The 13891-nt window shown below is 67.2% G+C and carries 16 protein-coding genes and 1 tRNA gene; 12 read left to right on the top strand and 5 right to left on the bottom strand.

The window, feature by feature from the left end; genetic code table 11:
* Window positions 1-54 precede the first annotated feature (54 nt).
* Window positions 55-666 (top strand): flavodoxin family protein, encoded by a 612-nt coding sequence (locus tag D5S08_RS09950; protein WP_121118176.1) that lies wholly within the window; start codon window positions 55-57, stop codon window positions 664-666.
* On the opposite strand, the gene gloB is transcribed toward D5S08_RS09950, so the two are convergent.
* From gloB to D5S08_RS09935, 3 genes are all read right to left on the bottom strand, one after another.
* Window positions 660-1385 (bottom strand): hydroxyacylglutathione hydrolase, encoded by a 726-nt coding sequence (gene gloB / locus D5S08_RS09945; RefSeq protein ID WP_121118028.1) that lies wholly within the window; start codon window positions 1383-1385, stop codon window positions 660-662. The genes D5S08_RS09950 and gloB overlap by 7 nt on opposite strands.
* A 90-nt stretch (window positions 1386-1475) precedes the next feature.
* Window positions 1476-3176 (bottom strand): 30S ribosomal protein S1, encoded by a 1701-nt coding sequence (rpsA, locus tag D5S08_RS09940; protein WP_121118026.1) that lies wholly within the window; start codon window positions 3174-3176, stop codon window positions 1476-1478.
* A gap of 332 nt (window positions 3177-3508) precedes the next feature.
* A complete protein-coding gene (locus D5S08_RS09935; protein ID WP_121118024.1) occupies window positions 3509-4018 on the bottom strand; it encodes a hypothetical protein in 510 nt (169 codons plus the stop codon).
* A 136-nt stretch (window positions 4019-4154) separates the two neighbouring features.
* On the opposite strand from D5S08_RS09935, the gene D5S08_RS09930 reads away from it, so the two are divergent.
* The 3 genes from D5S08_RS09930 (at window position 4155) to D5S08_RS09920 (ending at window position 7215) form a co-directional block, all read left to right on the top strand.
* Entirely contained in the window at window positions 4155-5222 is a 1068-nt protein-coding gene (locus D5S08_RS09930; RefSeq protein WP_121118022.1) for a GSCFA domain-containing protein, read from the top strand.
* A 5-nt stretch (window positions 5223-5227) separates the two neighbouring features.
* On the top strand, window positions 5228-6076 hold the full coding sequence (locus D5S08_RS09925) for a WcbI family polysaccharide biosynthesis putative acetyltransferase (protein WP_126665533.1): 849 nt from the start codon (window positions 5228-5230) through the stop codon (window positions 6074-6076).
* A gap of 236 nt (window positions 6077-6312) precedes the next feature.
* Complete coding sequence (locus D5S08_RS09920) at window positions 6313-7215, top strand: OmpA family protein (protein ID WP_121118018.1); 903 nt, start codon at window positions 6313-6315, stop codon at window positions 7213-7215.
* A gap of 43 nt (window positions 7216-7258) precedes the next feature.
* Here D5S08_RS09920 and cmk read toward each other — a convergent pair whose 3' ends face one another.
* Together cmk and aroA are read right to left on the bottom strand one after the other, a co-directional pair.
* Entirely contained in the window at window positions 7259-7879 is a 621-nt protein-coding gene (gene cmk / locus D5S08_RS09915; RefSeq protein ID WP_121118174.1) for a (d)CMP kinase, read from the bottom strand.
* Window positions 7880-7887: 8 nt separating this feature from the next.
* Complete coding sequence (gene aroA, locus D5S08_RS09910) at window positions 7888-9246, bottom strand: 3-phosphoshikimate 1-carboxyvinyltransferase (protein ID WP_175578919.1); 1359 nt, start codon at window positions 9244-9246, stop codon at window positions 7888-7890.
* 197 nt (window positions 9247-9443) lie between these two features.
* Here aroA and D5S08_RS09905 point away from each other — a divergent pair, with 197 nt between their 5' ends.
* From D5S08_RS09905 to D5S08_RS09870, 8 genes are all read left to right on the top strand, one after another.
* Window positions 9444-9767 carry a TIGR02300 family protein gene (locus D5S08_RS09905; RefSeq protein WP_121118170.1) on the top strand — a complete coding sequence of 108 codons (324 nt, stop codon included), beginning with the start codon at window positions 9444-9446 and terminating at the stop codon, window positions 9765-9767.
* Window positions 9768-9872: 105 nt separating this feature from the next.
* A tRNA-Ala gene (locus D5S08_RS09900) sits at window positions 9873-9948 on the top strand.
* Between the two features lie 172 nt (window positions 9949-10120).
* Window positions 10121-11629, top strand: a complete 1509-nt coding sequence (ffh, locus tag D5S08_RS09895) for a signal recognition particle protein (protein WP_121118016.1) — start codon at window positions 10121-10123, stop codon at window positions 11627-11629.
* Window positions 11630-11661: 32 nt separating this feature from the next.
* Window positions 11662-12141 (top strand): 30S ribosomal protein S16, encoded by a 480-nt coding sequence (rpsP, locus tag D5S08_RS09890; RefSeq protein WP_121118014.1) that lies wholly within the window; start codon window positions 11662-11664, stop codon window positions 12139-12141.
* A gap of 39 nt (window positions 12142-12180) precedes the next feature.
* On the top strand, window positions 12181-12666 hold the full coding sequence (gene rimM / locus D5S08_RS09885; protein WP_121118012.1) for a ribosome maturation factor RimM: 486 nt from the start codon (window positions 12181-12183) through the stop codon (window positions 12664-12666).
* Window positions 12667-12696: 30 nt separating this feature from the next.
* The gene (locus D5S08_RS09880; RefSeq protein WP_121118010.1) at window positions 12697-12954 is read left to right on the top strand and encodes a hypothetical protein; all 258 of its coding nucleotides are present in this window, start codon (window positions 12697-12699) and stop codon (window positions 12952-12954) included.
* On the top strand, window positions 12951-13328 hold the full coding sequence (locus tag D5S08_RS09875) for a type II toxin-antitoxin system VapC family toxin (RefSeq protein WP_175578914.1): 378 nt from the start codon (window positions 12951-12953) through the stop codon (window positions 13326-13328). The genes D5S08_RS09880 and D5S08_RS09875 overlap by 4 nt, the downstream gene beginning before the upstream one ends.
* A 109-nt stretch (window positions 13329-13437) precedes the next feature.
* Window positions 13438-13815: a hypothetical protein gene (locus tag D5S08_RS09870; RefSeq protein WP_126665532.1), complete on the top strand. Its 378-nt coding sequence runs from the start codon at window positions 13438-13440 to the stop codon at window positions 13813-13815.
* Window positions 13816-13891 lie beyond the last annotated feature (76 nt).

Raw genomic sequence — 13891 nt, 5'->3', positions numbered from 1 at the left:
GCGACTGCCCCTGAAACGCTCCCGCTGCTGATCTATCAGCGCGGGAGTTTTCTTGTGGCCCTTACTGCCATCGCCATCAACTGCACCCTGAAACCCAGCACCGGGGAGGACAGCAGCACGGACCGCATGATCGGCGTGCTGGCCGATGCCTTCAGGCAGCACGACGTCGAACTGACGGAGGTGCTGCGCGTTGCCGACCACGATGTGAAGCCCGGCGTCACCTCCGACGAGGGTGACGGCGATGCCTGGCCGGCGCTGAGGGAGAAGATCCTGGCGCATGACATCCTGATCTTCGGCGGCCCTATCTGGATGGGCCAGATCGGCTCGGTCGCCAAGCGGGTGCTGGAGCGGATGGACGCCTTCCTTTCCGAAACCGACGATGCCGGGCGCATGCCCAGCTATGGCAAGGTGGCCGTGGCGGCGATCGTGGGGAACGAGGATGGCGCCCATTTCAGCACCGCGCAGCTGTTCCAGAGCCTGAACGACACCGGCTGGACCATTCCGGCCGTCGCCGCCTGCTACTGGGTGGGCGAGGCGATGGGCTCGACCGATTTCAAGGATCTGGATGCGGTGCCCGACAAGGTGAGCGAGACGGCGGCGATGGTCGCCGGCAATGCCGCGCACCTGGCCGGGCTGCTGAAGGCGAAGCCCTATCCGGGTCAGTAGGTGTCCTTGGCGGCGCGCAGGGCGGCAAAGGTCGCGGGGTCGGCGGCGCGCAGGAACGGGTTGGTTGCGAGTTCCCGGTCAAGCGGGAAGGGCACGGTCGGCTCGCCGCGTTCACGCCTGGCGGTAATCTCCTGCGCATAGGCTTGTAGCGCTTCATTGTCGGGATCAGCGTGGAGCGCGAAGCGGGCATTGGCGGCGCTGTATTCGTGGGCGCCGCAGACCGTGGTTTCCGGCGGCAGCGCGGCGATGCGTTGCAGGCTGGCCCAGAACTGTTCCGGCGTCCCTTCGAACATGCGACCGCAGCCCAGCGCGAACAGGCAGTCGCCGACAAAGACGATGGCGGCGGCGGGGAGGTGGTAGGCGATGTGGCCCAGCGTGTGGCCACCGGCTGCAAACACATCTGCCTGCCATTCGCCCAGCATCAGGGTGTCGCCCGGTGCGACGGTGCGGTCCACGCCTTCGATGCGGTGCGCCTCCGCCGCAGGAGCGATCACGGTGCAGCCGGTGGCCTGCCTGATCGCCAGGTTCCCCTGCGTGTGATCGGCGTGCCAGTGCGTGTTCCACACCTGCGTGATGCGCCAGCCTTTCAGCGCCGCCTGCTTCAGGCATTCCGCGCCGTCGGGCGTGTCGATGCAGGCGGTTTCGCCGGTGGCGGGATCGTGCAGCAGGAAGCCGTAATTGTCGGACAGGGCGGGGAAGGTGTGCAGTTGCAGGGTCATGCGCCCCAGCTAGGCGCGCCACCATCAAACGGAAAGGCCCGCCCGCTCTGGTGAGCGGACGGGCCTTTCGTCAGAACAAGCCTGAGGCGCTTACTGGCGCTTCAGGGCCTCGCCCAGGATGTCGCCCAGCGACGCGCCCGAATCGGACGAACCGTACTGTTCAACGGCCTGCTTCTCTTCGGCGATCTGACGCGCCTTGATGGAGAAGTTCGGCTTCTTGGAACGGTCGAAACCGATGACCAGCGCGTCGATCTTCTGGCCCGCCTGGAAGCGGTCAGGACGCTGCTCGTCACGGTCGCGGCCCAGATCCGAACGCTTGATGAAGCCGGTGGCCCCATCCTCGCCCGCCTGGACTTCCAGACCACCGTCGCGCACTTCCAGCACGGTGACGGTGACGACTTCGTTGCGGCGCAGGCTGCCGGAGGAAGCGGCGACACCGGCGGCCGGTGCACCCTTTTCCAGCTGCTTCATGCCGAGGCTGATGCGCTCCTTTTCCACATCCACGTCAAGCACGACGGCCTGGACCGACTCGCCCTTGCGGTGCAGCGCCAGCGCGTCCTCGCCCGAGATGCCCCAGGCGATGTCGGACATGTGGACCATGCCGTCCACGTCGCCCGGCAGGCCGACGAACAGGCCGAACTCGGTCGCGTTCTTGACTTCACCTTCGACAACGGTGCCGATCGGGTGGCTGTCGGCGAACTCGTCCCACGGATTGCGCTGTGCCTGCTTCAGGCCCAGGCTGATCCGGCGCTTGTCGCTGTCGACCTCGAGCACCATGACCTCGACCTCCTGAGAGGTGGAGACAATCTTGCCCGGGTGCACGTTCTTCTTGGTCCAGCTCATTTCGGAGACGTGGACCAGACCCTCGATCCCGGCTTCCAGCTCCACGAAGGCGCCATATTCGGTGATGTTGGTGACGGTGCCGCTGGTCTTCAGGCCGACGGGGTACTTGGCGGCGACGCCTTCCCACGGATCGCTTTCCAGCTGCTTCATGCCGAGGCTGATGCGCTGGGTATCGGCATTGATGCGGATGATCTGCACGGTGACGGTGTCACCGATATTGATCACTTCCGAGGGGTGGTTGACGCGCTTGTAGCTCATGTCGGTGACATGCAGCAGGCCGTCGATGCCGCCCAGATCCACGAAGGCGCCGTAATCGGTGATGTTCTTCACCACGCCTTCGATCACCTGACCTTCGGCCAGACGGTCGATCAGTTCGCTGCGCTGTTCCGCACGGGTTTCTTCCAGCACGGCGCGACGCGACACGACGATGTTGCCGCGGCGGCGATCCATCTTGAGGATCTGGAACGGCTGCGGCACGTCCATCAGCGGGGTGACATCGCGCACGGGGCGGATATCGACCTGCGAGCCGGGCAGGAAGGCCACGGCGCCGTCCAGGTCGACGGTGAAGCCGCCCTTGACGCGGCCGAAGATGCGGCCTTCGACGCGCTTGCCTTCGCCGAATTCGCTTTCCAGCTTGTCCCACGCGGCTTCGCGACGGGCGCGGTCACGGCTGAGCATGGCTTCGCCGTCGGCGTTCTCGACGCGGTCGACATAGACTTCGACTTCGGAACCCACGGTCAGGCCGTGGTCGTCCTCGCCACGCATGAATTCGCGCAGGGAGATGCGGCCTTCGCTCTTCAGGCCGACATCGATGACGGCCATGCCGTTCTCGATCGCGGTGACGGTACCGTGGACGACGCGGCCTTCGAAGCCGCCGTCGGCGCCGCCGAGCTGTTCATCAAGGAGAGCCGCGAAATCGTCGCGGCTGGGGGTGGCGGTAGATGCCATAAAGGAGTGGTATCCTGTCTTTTACGTTTTTTCCGGCCAGGCGGTTGTCTCCGCCGGTCTTGCTTGGCCGATCCGCCCTGCAGGCCGAATACCGGCAAGGCATCGTCGAAGGCATTGCAGCGATCTGGCGGGCGGGGGAGGGCAGGGTCGAAGGCGCGGGCAGCGGCCCTGAATGGACCGGGCAAGCGCCCCGGACGATGACCTGCAACAGGCCGTCTGGCGCGGCCCCGCTTCGCCGGACCGGACATGCAAGCCCCATCAGACGGGCCGGCACATAGGCGAAACGGGGCGCGAAAGCAAGGCTGGCGAAGGCGGCGGCAGGGCGGCGAAGCTTACACCAAACGGCGCAGATGTGGCTGGCGGGCAGCCCATGCCAGCAGGTCGTCCTCCTGCGTCTGCGAGAGGTGGGTGAGCAGCCGGTCGAGCCGGGTGACGTAGCTCAACAGCCTGGAATCATCGGGTTTTCTCCGGATGGAGCAGGGCTGGCCGCGATGGAGCGCGATGTGGAATGGACCATCGACGGCCAGGTCGCGCGCCTCGGCCTGTGTGAACTTCCAGCGGGCCTGCTGTTTTCCGCTGATCGCGGTGTCCCACGCGGCGCGGAAAGAGCCGGCGGCGGGATGCCTGCGCAGGCGGTAGGCGGATTCGCGGCTGAGGCCGATGGCCTGTGCGGCCTTCCGCACGCAGGCGCTTTTCACGAGCTGGGCGATGAAACGGGCCTGCCTTGCCGGGGTCCAGCCATCCCTGCGGGCGCGCAGCGGGACGGGAAGGAAGGGCGGCAGTTTCAGGTAAGGTGTCCAGACCTTGTGGCGGGGGCGGCTGGTATTGCGGCGGTTGCTCATGCGCGGGGGCGTAGGCGCGAAAGGTGCGTGTAGGAAAATGGTTCGGCGTCGCGGTGGAGCTTGTGGATGCGGCGCCAAGTGGTTTAGCAACCCGGAACGCCACACCGTCAGAATGGCGCAAGCGCAAGGGTCCAGCATGCATCCTCCGGTACCCCGGCATCCCTATAGCGACCTGCAGACCTATCAGTTCTGGCGCCGGTCGGTGTCGGCCGTAGAGGCGCATCTGGTGGATCCGGTGACGCGGCCGCGCTTCGCCGTCACCACGGAGGCACGGGTGGCGACGGCCGGCAGCTGCTTTGCCCAGCATATCTCCCGCAGGATCAGCCGTTCGGGATACCGCTATCTGGTGACAGAGGACGGCAGCGACCTGCCGGAGGAGGAGCGGGCCGCCGCCGGATATGGCCTGTTTCCCGCACGGTTCGGCAACATCTACACCACCGTGCAACTGCTGCAGTTGTTCGAGGAAGCGTTCGGTGAGCGGGAAGGCCCGCCCGATGCGTGGCAGCGGCCTGATGGACGGTATGTCGACCCGCTGCGGCAGCAGGTCGATCCGCGCGGTTTCGCCTCGGCCGAGTGCGTGCTGCAGGACCGGGCCCGGCATCTCCGGTGCGTCAGGCGCATGTTCGAGCAGGCGGATGTCTTCATCTTCACGCTGGGGCTGACGGAGGCGTGGCGATCGCGCGCCGACGGTACCGTGTTCTCCTCCGCACCCGGGGTGGTCGGGGGCGCGTTCGATCCGGAGCGGCACGAATTCGTCAACTTCACGCTGGAGGAGACATATGCCGCCTTGCGCGAGTTCCTGACCAGGTTTCATGCCGTCAACCCGGCGGCCAAGGTCCTGCTGACCGTGTCGCCGGTGCCGCTGATGGCGACGTATGAGGACCGTTCGGTGCTGTTGTCGAATGCGTATAGCAAGTCCGTCCTGCGCATTGCGGCGGACATGGCGATCCGCGAACATGACTGGGTCGACTACTTTCCGTCATACGAGATCATCACGGGCAGCTTCGCCGGCGGGCTCTATTATGGCCCCGACCACAGGGAGGTGAATGCGCTGGGCGTGGCGCACGCCATGCGCTGCTTCATGCACAACTACACGGCGGAGGGCGGCAGCGGGGCTGTGCCGCCGGTTTCGTTGTTCGACGATCATCAGGCGAGCCGCAGCGTGATCTGCGATGAAGACGTCCTCGACGCGGCACGAGGGTGACGGTGGTGGAGCGCTGGCTGGTCATGTCCAACTGCCAGACGGTGGGCCTGGCGAACTGCCTGCAGGCGCAGGCGCCGGATGTTGCGGTTACCCCGCTGGACCCGGGCAAGTTCAAGGCGCAACGCTGGCGCGCGAATGCCGGGATGCGCGGGTATGATCGGCTGCTGATCTATCCGGCCATCCGGGCCGAGGTGCCCAAGGCGAAGGTGGAGCGGATCGGCCGGCATGTGCAGCTGCCGATCATCACCTTCCGCGGGTACCATCCCGACCTGATCTACCTCCACAATCGCGGTCGGCCGCTGGGCGGACCCGTCAGCCATTACCATTCGGCGATCGCCTTCGCATGCTACCTGCAGGGGATCGGGGCGGCAGGGGCCTTGTCCTACTTCAACGGGCCGTTCTTCGAGCGGTGCGGATATTTCGGCGTGTGGTCCGGGGAGAGGGAGCGCCTGATTGCGGAATTCGCCGCATCGGGCCTGAATATCCGGTCGTATTTTCGCGACTGGGGTCGCAGCAGCGCGTTCATGTATTCGTACAATCATCCGCGCATCCGGCCGCTATATGACATGGCATCGGCGCTGCTGGAGAGCCTGGACCTGCCGCCTTGCCGGTCCGACCTGATCCCGCATGACAATCTGGCCAACAGCGCCATCTTCGCCGTCTATCCCGAGATCGGCGAGAATGTGGGGGTTCCCGGCCGGTACGAGTTCCGCGCGGCGGGAAGTTACCGGTCGATCGGGCTGGAGGAATATGTCCGCCGGTGCTTCGCCCTGTACGACACTTTGCAGGCAGACGATCTGGAGCCGTTCCATGAATTCAGGAAGCAGGTGAAGCATATCCGCACGCTGCTGTAGGCGCGCCGGCGGTCTGCCAAGGGCAGCAACTCACCGCATGGAGCGGGCGGGTGACCGGCGGGGGCCGAGTTGCAGGATGGGCGTTCATGTGGCGGACAGGTCAGGCTGAACACCCAAGCCGCCTTGCCAATCAATCGTGGCCTGCCCGGTCATGCAATCCGCAACGAACAGGGGGCGGAACAGTCGAACAGCGACGGTGCCGGGCGGCCGCACGGAAGATGAAAAGGATGAGGGTTATGAGTGCAGTGAAGTCGAAGCGAAAGCTTGTGGTGCTGTTGTCGGCGCTGGCCCTGCCGATGGCGGGCAGCGTGTCGGCGCAGCAAGTGGTAGGTCGGACGACCGATGACGCGGCGGCAACGAATGACGTGGCGGCAACGGTGGTCGCCGCGCCGCCGGCCGATCTGTCGGAATATGAGGCCGGTCCGGAACTCAAGGGCATGATCGCTGCCCGCGAAGGCAACCGCCTGCGCCTGATGGGCGAGGACGAAACCAGCAGCGAGGTGGTGCTGAGCGAAGGGACCGAGATCTACGGCACCGGCGGCTTTCTGGGCCTGGACCGCGATACCCTGGCCACGCAGCAGCTGCTGAACGGATTGCCGGTGACGGTGCGCACGGTGCAGTGGGCCGGCCAGCTGGTGGCGAGCCGGGTCAGTCTGAAGAACAACGATCTGCGCACCGCCAGCATGATCCGCACCGGCACCGCGCAGGGCTTTGCCGAGCAGACCGCCGCGACCGAGGCGCTGCGCGGCCGGCTGGGCGATATCGACAAGTACAATATCCGTGGCACCGCCAACGTGTACTTCGACACGGGCAAGTGGGCGCTGAGCCCGCAGGGGCAGGCCGACCTGTGCACGGCGGCGCAGCAGGCGGAGGCAACGCCCAATGCCTTGCTGCTGGTCGTCGGCTACACCGACAATGTCGGCGACGAGGACTTCAACCAGGAGCTGAGCGAGCGTCGCGCAGGCCGGGTGGTGAACTACCTGCAGCAGCGTTGCGGCTGGGCGCCGTATCGCATGCTGACGCCGACCGGCATGGCCATGGCCGATCCGCTGGCGGATAACAGCACGGAAGAAGGCCGGGCGCAGAACCGCCGCGTGGCGGTGAACATCCTGGTCAGCAAGAGCGTCGACGGGTTGTGAGGTGATGCGGGGCAGGTGAAGGCCTGCCCCGTTACTCGCAGGCTCAGCGCCGGGCCTGTTCCACCAGCGCGATCGCGGCGCTGATGGCGGCGGCGCGGTCCAGCGCGGAGGTGTCGAGGATCACGGCATCGGCGGCGGGCAGCAGCGGCGCCTCCGCCCGGGTGCGGTCGCGTTCGTCGCGGCGGCGCAGATCGTCCTCGATCGTGGCAAGGGAGTGATCCTCTCCCCGGCCCTGCATCTCCTTCCAGCGGCGTTCGGCGCGCGCCTCCACGCTGGCGGTCACGAACAGCTTGGCGGTGGCTTCCGGCGCGATCACCGTGCCGATGTCGCGCCCGTCCAGCACGGCGCCCCCCGCTTGCAGGGCAAAGGCGCGCTGCCGGTCGAACAGCGCCTGGCGCACGGCCGGGTGTACGGAGACGCGGCTGGCGAGGCCGCCGGTCGCCTCGCTGCGCAGCTCGTCCTCCACCAGCAGCGCATCGGTGAAGCTGGTGGCGGCAAAGGCGGCGGCGGGATCGTCCGGATTGCCGCCATTGCGCGCGCATTGCCAGCCGACCGCGCGGTACAGCAGCCCGGTGTCGAGATGCGGCAGGCCGTAATGCGTGGCCAGCGCCTTGGCCACGGTGCCCTTGCCGCTGGCGGTAGGGCCGTCGACGGCGATGATCAGGGGGGCGCTCATTGCCCGCCGGTCGCGCTGTCCAGCAGGTGCTGGAAGGTGGGAAAGCTGGTGGCGATGGGGGCGGTGTCGTCCACCTCCACGCCGCCCTGGCTGACGAGGCCGGCGACCGCCATGCTCATGGCGATGCGATGGTCGAGCCGGGTGGCGACGGCTTGCGCCCCGCCCGGCAGCGGATCGCCGCCGGTGCCGTGGATGGTGAGGCCGTCCGCCTGTTCGGTGACGCGGGCGCCGGCGATGCCGAGGGCCGCGGCCATGGTGGCAAGGCGGTCCGATTCCTTGACGCGCAGTTCTTCCAGGCCGGTGGTCACGGTCATGCCCTGCGCCAGCGCGGCGGCGACGAACAGGATGGGAAACTCGTCGATCATGGCAGGGGCGAGGGCGGGGTCGACTTCCACGCCGGTCAGGGGCGAGTGGCGCACATGCAGGTCGGCGACCGGCTCCCCGCCAACTTCGCGCGAGTTCAGCTCGGTGATGCTGCCGCCCATCTGGCGCAGCACGGTGAACAGCGCGGCGCGGGTGGGGTTGAGGCCGACATTCTCGATCACGAGGTCGCTGCCCGGCACCAGCAGCGCGGCGACCGCGAAGAAGGCGGCGGAGGACGGATCGCCGGGAACGGTGATGGTCTGCGGCTTGAGGTCGGCCTCGCCACGCAGGCGGATCACGCGTGTCCCGTTCTCCTCCTCCACCCACAGATCCGCCCCGAAGCCGCGCAGCATGCGTTCCGAATGGTCGCGGGTGGGCACGGGTTCGATCACGGTGGTGATGCCGGCGGTGTTGAGGCCGGCGAGCAGCACCGCGCTCTTCACCTGGGCCGAGGCGACGGGCAGGCGATAGCTGATCGGCACGGCCGGGCTGATCCCGCGCAGCATCAGCGGCAGGGTGCCGCCGGGGCCGGCGGTGATGTCGGCGCCCATCTGCGACAGGGGTTCGATCACGCGGCCCATCGGGCGGCGCGACAGGCTGGCATCGCCCACAAAGGTGGCGGTGATCGGGTGGCTGGCGACCAGGCCCATCAGCAGGCGGGTGGAGGTGCCCGAATTGCCCATGTCCAGCGCGCCCGCCGGTTGCAGCAGGGTGCCGACGCCGGTGCCGTGGATCGACCAGGTGCCGTCATCCCGCCGCTCCACCGTCGCGCCCATGGCGCGCATGGCGGCGGCGGTGGCGAGGACGTCTTCCCCTTCCAGCAGGCCGGTAACGGTGGTCTCCCCCACGGCAAGCGCACCCAGCATGATGGAGCGGTGGCTGATCGACTTGTCGCCCGGCACGCGGATGCGCCCGCGCAAGGGGCCGGCGGGCAGGAAGCGGCGAGGCGCCGGGGAAGCGTGGGGCGAAGCGTGCAGGGCGATGGCTTTCATGCTATGACGGGCGGCCGGCTTTTGACAGCGGGGGTGCCCTGTGGCAAGGCGCGCCGCTCTTGATCGCCGCCCCCGCGGGCGCGGGCCTGCCATGCGCGGCCTTGCAAAGCGGGCGGGCGGTTTCCATCAAGCATGCGACCGATGTTTTTTCCGCCCGGCGCCGCCACCAGCGGCCTGGCGTCCAAGAGGACCAATCCATGGTGAAGCCTGAATGGGGCACCAAGCGCACCTGCCCGAAATGTGCAGAACGTTTTTACGATCTGGGCAATGACAGCCCGATCGTGTGCATCGAGTGCCGCAACGAGTGGTATGCGGAGCCGGTGCTGAAGAGCAAGCAGCCGATTCCCTACGAGGAAGAGAAGAAGAAGGTTGTCGAGGAGCAGGACTCCGACCTCAGCGAGGATGACGAGCTGGGCGACATCGACGAGGATTCGGATTCGCCCGACAACGACGTGGATCTGGGCGGCGACGACGATCTGGGCGTGGCCGGCGCTTCCGACGACGATGACGAGGACAATTGATTTTGCCTCTTGCGTACCGGACGGAGTGCCCATAAAGGGCGCTCCACCCCGGGCCGATACGGTCCGGTAGCCGCCGCCTCCCAGGGCAGCGGCGATGAAATGGACGGGGCCTTAGCTCAGCTGGGAGAGCGCTACAATGGCATTGTAGAGGTCAGCGGTTCGATCCCGCTAGGCTCCACCATTTCCTCCGATTACCGACCACCGCAGGCACCTTGCAGGCGATGGTCACACAGTTTTGGGCTGCACGCTGGCTGACGAGGTTTCGTCCGCCGGCGTTTTTGGCATTTGGCCCCGCATGGGGCGGTAGTAGCGCTCAGCCCCGGCCCCGGGGCGGCAACAAGCGAGGTGAGGCCATGTTCGACACACTGTCCGATCGCCTGAATGGTGTGTTCGACCGCCTGCGCGGCCGCGGTGCGCTGGGCGAGGCCGATGTGCGCGAGGCCATGCGCGAAGTGCGCGTCGCCCTGCTGGAGGCCGACGTCGCGCTGCCGGTCGCCCGCGACTTCATCGCCCGCGTCACCGAGAAGGCCGTGGGCCAGCAGGTCCTGAAGTCGGTCACGCCCGGGCAGCAGGTCGTCAAGATCGTCAATGACGAGCTGGTGGCCATGCTGGGCGGCGAAGGCGCCGGGGAGAGTGGCGGCGAGGCCGTGCCGCTGCAGCTGGACGTGCGCCCGCCGGCGGTGATCATGATGGTCGGCCTGCAGGGCTCGGGCAAGACGACCAGCACTGCCAAGATCGCGCAGCTGCTGCGGACCAAGCACGGCAAGAAGGTCATGATGGCCAGCCTGGACGTCAACCGTCCGGCGGCGCAGGAGCAGCTGAAGGTGCTGGGCGAGCAGGCGCAGGTCGCCACGCTGCCGATCATCGTGGGGCAGCAGCCGGTCGACATTGCCCGCCGCGCGCTGGAAAGCGCCAAGCTGCAGGCGGTGGACGTGCTGATGCTCGATACCGCGGGCCGCCTGCACGTGGACGAGGCGCTGATGGCGGAGATGAAGGCGGTCGCCTCCGTCTCCGCGCCGACCGAAGTGCTGCTGGTGGTCGATGCGCTGACCGGGCAGGATGCGGTGAACGTGGCGCAGAGCTTCAGCGGCGAAGTGCCGCTGACCGGCGTGGTGCTGACCCGGATGGACGGCGATGCGCGCGGCGGTGCGGCGCTGTCCATGCGGGCGGTGACCGGCAAGCCGATCAAGTTTGCCGGCACGGGCGAGAAGCTGGACGCGATCGAGCCGTTCCATCCCGGCCGCGTGGCGGGCCGCATCCTGGGCATGGGCGATGTCGTCAGCCTGGTGGAACGCGCCGCGCAGGCGGTGGACGCCGAGGACGCTGACAAGCTGGCCCAGCGCATGATGAAGGGTCAGTTCGACATGAACGACCTGCGCACGCAGCTGATGCAGATGCAGAAGATGGGCGGCCTGGGCATGCTGGCCGGCATGATGCCGGGCATGAAGAAGGCCAAGCAGGCGATGGCGTCCAGCGGCATGGACGACAAGGTGCTGCTGCACATGGACGCGATCATCGGATCCATGACCAAGAAGGAGCGGACCCATCCCGAACTGCTGAACGCCAAGCGCAAGAAGCGCGTGGCGGCGGGTAGCGGCACATCGGTGCAGGACGTCAACAAGCTGTTGAAGATGCACCAGGAAATGGGCCGCGCCATGAAGCAGATCAAGAAGATGGGCGGGCTGAAGGGCCTGGGCGCCCTGTTCGGCAAGGGCGGGCTCGATGCCGCCATGCCGGGGCTGGGCGCCGGCGGCATGGGTGGCAGCCCCGGGGGCAATCCGGGTGGCAAGCCCGGCCTGCCGGGCCTGGGGCCGAGCGGGCAGCTGCCGCCGGACCTGTTGAACCTGCTGAAGAAGAATTGAACTTTCAAGAATTGTTGGAAAGGTAGAATACCATGGCAATTTCGATCCGTCTGTCGCGTGGTGGTGCGAAGAAGCGTCCTTATTACCGCATCGTGGTGGCGGACGTCCGCTCCCCGCGTGACGGCAAGTATCTGGAGCAGATCGGCACCTACAACCCGCTGCTGCCCAAGGATTCGGCCGAGCGCGTGAAGATCAACGAGGATCGTGCGCGTTACTGGCTGGGTGTCGGCGCGCAGGCGACCGACCGCGTGGCCCGCTTCCTGGACGCCGCCGGCGTGAAGGAGCGCGCGGCGCGCAACAACCCGAACAAGGCCGAGCCGGGCGAGAAGGCCAAGGAGCGCGCCGAGGAGCGTGCGACCAAGGCCGCCGAAGCTGCCGAGGCCGAAGCTGCCGCCAAGGCTGCTCCGGTCGAAGAAACCAGCTCGCAGGAGCCGGCCGAGGGTAGCGAGACCCCGGCCACCGGCGATGCCGCCGCCGTGGGTGCCAGCACCGACGCGCCGGCCGAAGGCTGAAGGTAATCGCCCCTCCCGGCAGCGGGAGGGGCTTTTTCCATGAGCGAGAAGCCCATCGTCCTGGCCGTGATCACCGGCGCGCATGGCGTGACCGGGGACGTGCGGCTGAAGCTGTTCGGCGAGGGATTTCCTACGCTGAAGGCGCACAAGACCTTCAATGGCGGCGCGCTGACCGTCACCGCGCTGCGCGATGACGGCAAGGGCGGCGCCGTCGCCCGCTTTGCCGAAGTGGCCGATCGCAATGCGGCCGAGGCGCTGCGCGGCACGCTGCTGAGCGTACCCCGCGAGCACCTGCCGCCGCTGGCGGAGGGCGAGTATTACCATGCCGACCTGCTCGGCCTGGCGGTGGTCGCCGAAGATGGCGAGCCGCTGGGCACGGTGGTTGCGGTGGAGAATTACGGCGCCGGCGACATCATCGAGGTGGAGCGGCCTGACGGCAAGCGCTTCATGGTGCCGATGCGCCCGGAAGCGGTGCCCGAGTGGAACGCCGAGCGGGTGGTGATTGACCGGTTGTTCGCCGACTAGTATATACATCTGTATATACAGGAGGTCGGCATGGGTGAGCAGTACACCGCGAGAAGTTTCAAGTCGGGCAATTCCGTGGCCATCCGAGTGCCGGCCGGACTGGGTGTGCAGCCTGGTCAGGAATGGGTGGCTCAGTGGGTTGACGAAGAATTGCATCTGCGATGCAAGTCGGCCCCCAGCCGCAAGATCGACGTGAGCGGGTTTGCCGGCAAGGCGCCCGGTGCGCGGCTTGCACCGCGCGAGGATTTCGATCTGCGGCCCATTACCTTGGACAAGAGTGCACAGTGATCCGGTACCTGATCGACGCCAATTGCGTCGTCTATGCCATGGCTGGCGATCATGACCGGCTGGTGCAACGTATCGCGGAATGCAACGCGGGGACGATTGCCTTGTCCACCATCAGCTACGCCGAGGTCGCTTACGGCACCTTTGTCGGCAAACCGCCATCGCCGGAAGTGCTGGACGCGTTCACCAATGCTATCCCGCTCGTGGCGTTCGACGAGGCTGCCGCGCGAACCTATGCGCAGCTGCCGTTCCGGCGGGCACGTTTTGACCGGCTGCTGGCTGCGCATGCCTTGAGTATGGGGGCGATCGTCATCACCGCCAACGAAGCCGACTTCGCCGATGTGCCCGGCCTGACGGTCGAGAACTGGACCCTCTGACCTTCGCGCCTACCGCCTCGACCGGTTCCGCCAGACAGCCTGAGTGTATTGCCGGGGCAGCACACCTCGTGTAGGCTGCGCCGGCAAGCTGCTGGGAGTGGAAGCCGTGATGGATGTGGTACTGATCCTGGTAATCGTCGCGCTGGTGGTGATGGCGTTGTCCGCGGGTCTGGGCCTGGGTCTGCACCTGGTCGCGCCGGGCTGGTCCCTCCGCAAACGGGCCGTCGTCGCCGCATGCATTGCGAGCGGTCTGCCGATGTCGATCGCTTTTGGTGGTTTCCTCACTGACGCCGGTTCGTTGCTGGAGGATGGCGGCGGTGACTTCGCGCTTGGGCTGCTGGCGCTGATCCTCACTACGGTCATCCTCGCGGCGGTGTTCTGCCTGCCGGCCGCCTGGTGGGTTTCCACAAGGTTGGCGGGCGAAGGCACGCGCCCGGCGGTGGCGGACCAGTCCGAAGAGCCGGCCGCGCTGACGACCTCCAACTGAGCGACGTCTGGCAGGGTGCGCTCGCGTTCCTGCCGGCCGCCTGCGGGTGTGGTCTTCGTGAAACGGGCCTGATGGG

The organism is Croceibacterium ferulae, from assembly GCF_003660445.1.
Lineage (GTDB): Bacteria > Pseudomonadota > Alphaproteobacteria > Sphingomonadales > Sphingomonadaceae > Croceibacterium > Croceibacterium ferulae.
Note: the sequence above shows the minus strand (reverse complement) of the source record. Positions and strands in the feature narration are given on the sequence as shown.

Excerpts from the sequence above, each read along its gene's own strand:
- gloB (WP_121118028.1), bottom strand. The coding sequence starts at position 1,385 with ATGACCCTGCAACTGCACACCTTCCCCGCCCTGTCCGACAATTACGGC.
- rpsA (WP_121118026.1), bottom strand. The coding sequence starts at position 3,176 with ATGGCATCTACCGCCACCCCCAGCCGCGACGATTTCGCGGCTCTCCTT.
- D5S08_RS09935 (WP_121118024.1), bottom strand. The coding sequence starts at position 4,018 with ATGAGCAACCGCCGCAATACCAGCCGCCCCCGCCACAAGGTCTGGACA.
- D5S08_RS09930 (WP_121118022.1), top strand. The coding sequence starts at position 4,155 with ATGCATCCTCCGGTACCCCGGCATCCCTATAGCGACCTGCAGACCTAT.
- D5S08_RS09920 (WP_121118018.1), top strand. The coding sequence starts at position 6,313 with ATGAGTGCAGTGAAGTCGAAGCGAAAGCTTGTGGTGCTGTTGTCGGCG.
- aroA (WP_175578919.1), bottom strand. The coding sequence starts at position 9,246 with ATGAAAGCCATCGCCCTGCACGCTTCGCCCCACGCTTCCCCGGCGCCT.
- D5S08_RS09905 (WP_121118170.1), top strand. The coding sequence starts at position 9,444 with ATGGTGAAGCCTGAATGGGGCACCAAGCGCACCTGCCCGAAATGTGCA.
- ffh (WP_121118016.1), top strand. The coding sequence starts at position 10,121 with ATGTTCGACACACTGTCCGATCGCCTGAATGGTGTGTTCGACCGCCTG.
- rpsP (WP_121118014.1), top strand. The coding sequence starts at position 11,662 with ATGGCAATTTCGATCCGTCTGTCGCGTGGTGGTGCGAAGAAGCGTCCT.
- rimM (WP_121118012.1), top strand. The coding sequence starts at position 12,181 with ATGAGCGAGAAGCCCATCGTCCTGGCCGTGATCACCGGCGCGCATGGC.
- D5S08_RS09880 (WP_121118010.1), top strand. The coding sequence starts at position 12,697 with ATGGGTGAGCAGTACACCGCGAGAAGTTTCAAGTCGGGCAATTCCGTG.
- D5S08_RS09870 (WP_126665532.1), top strand. The coding sequence starts at position 13,438 with ATGGATGTGGTACTGATCCTGGTAATCGTCGCGCTGGTGGTGATGGCG.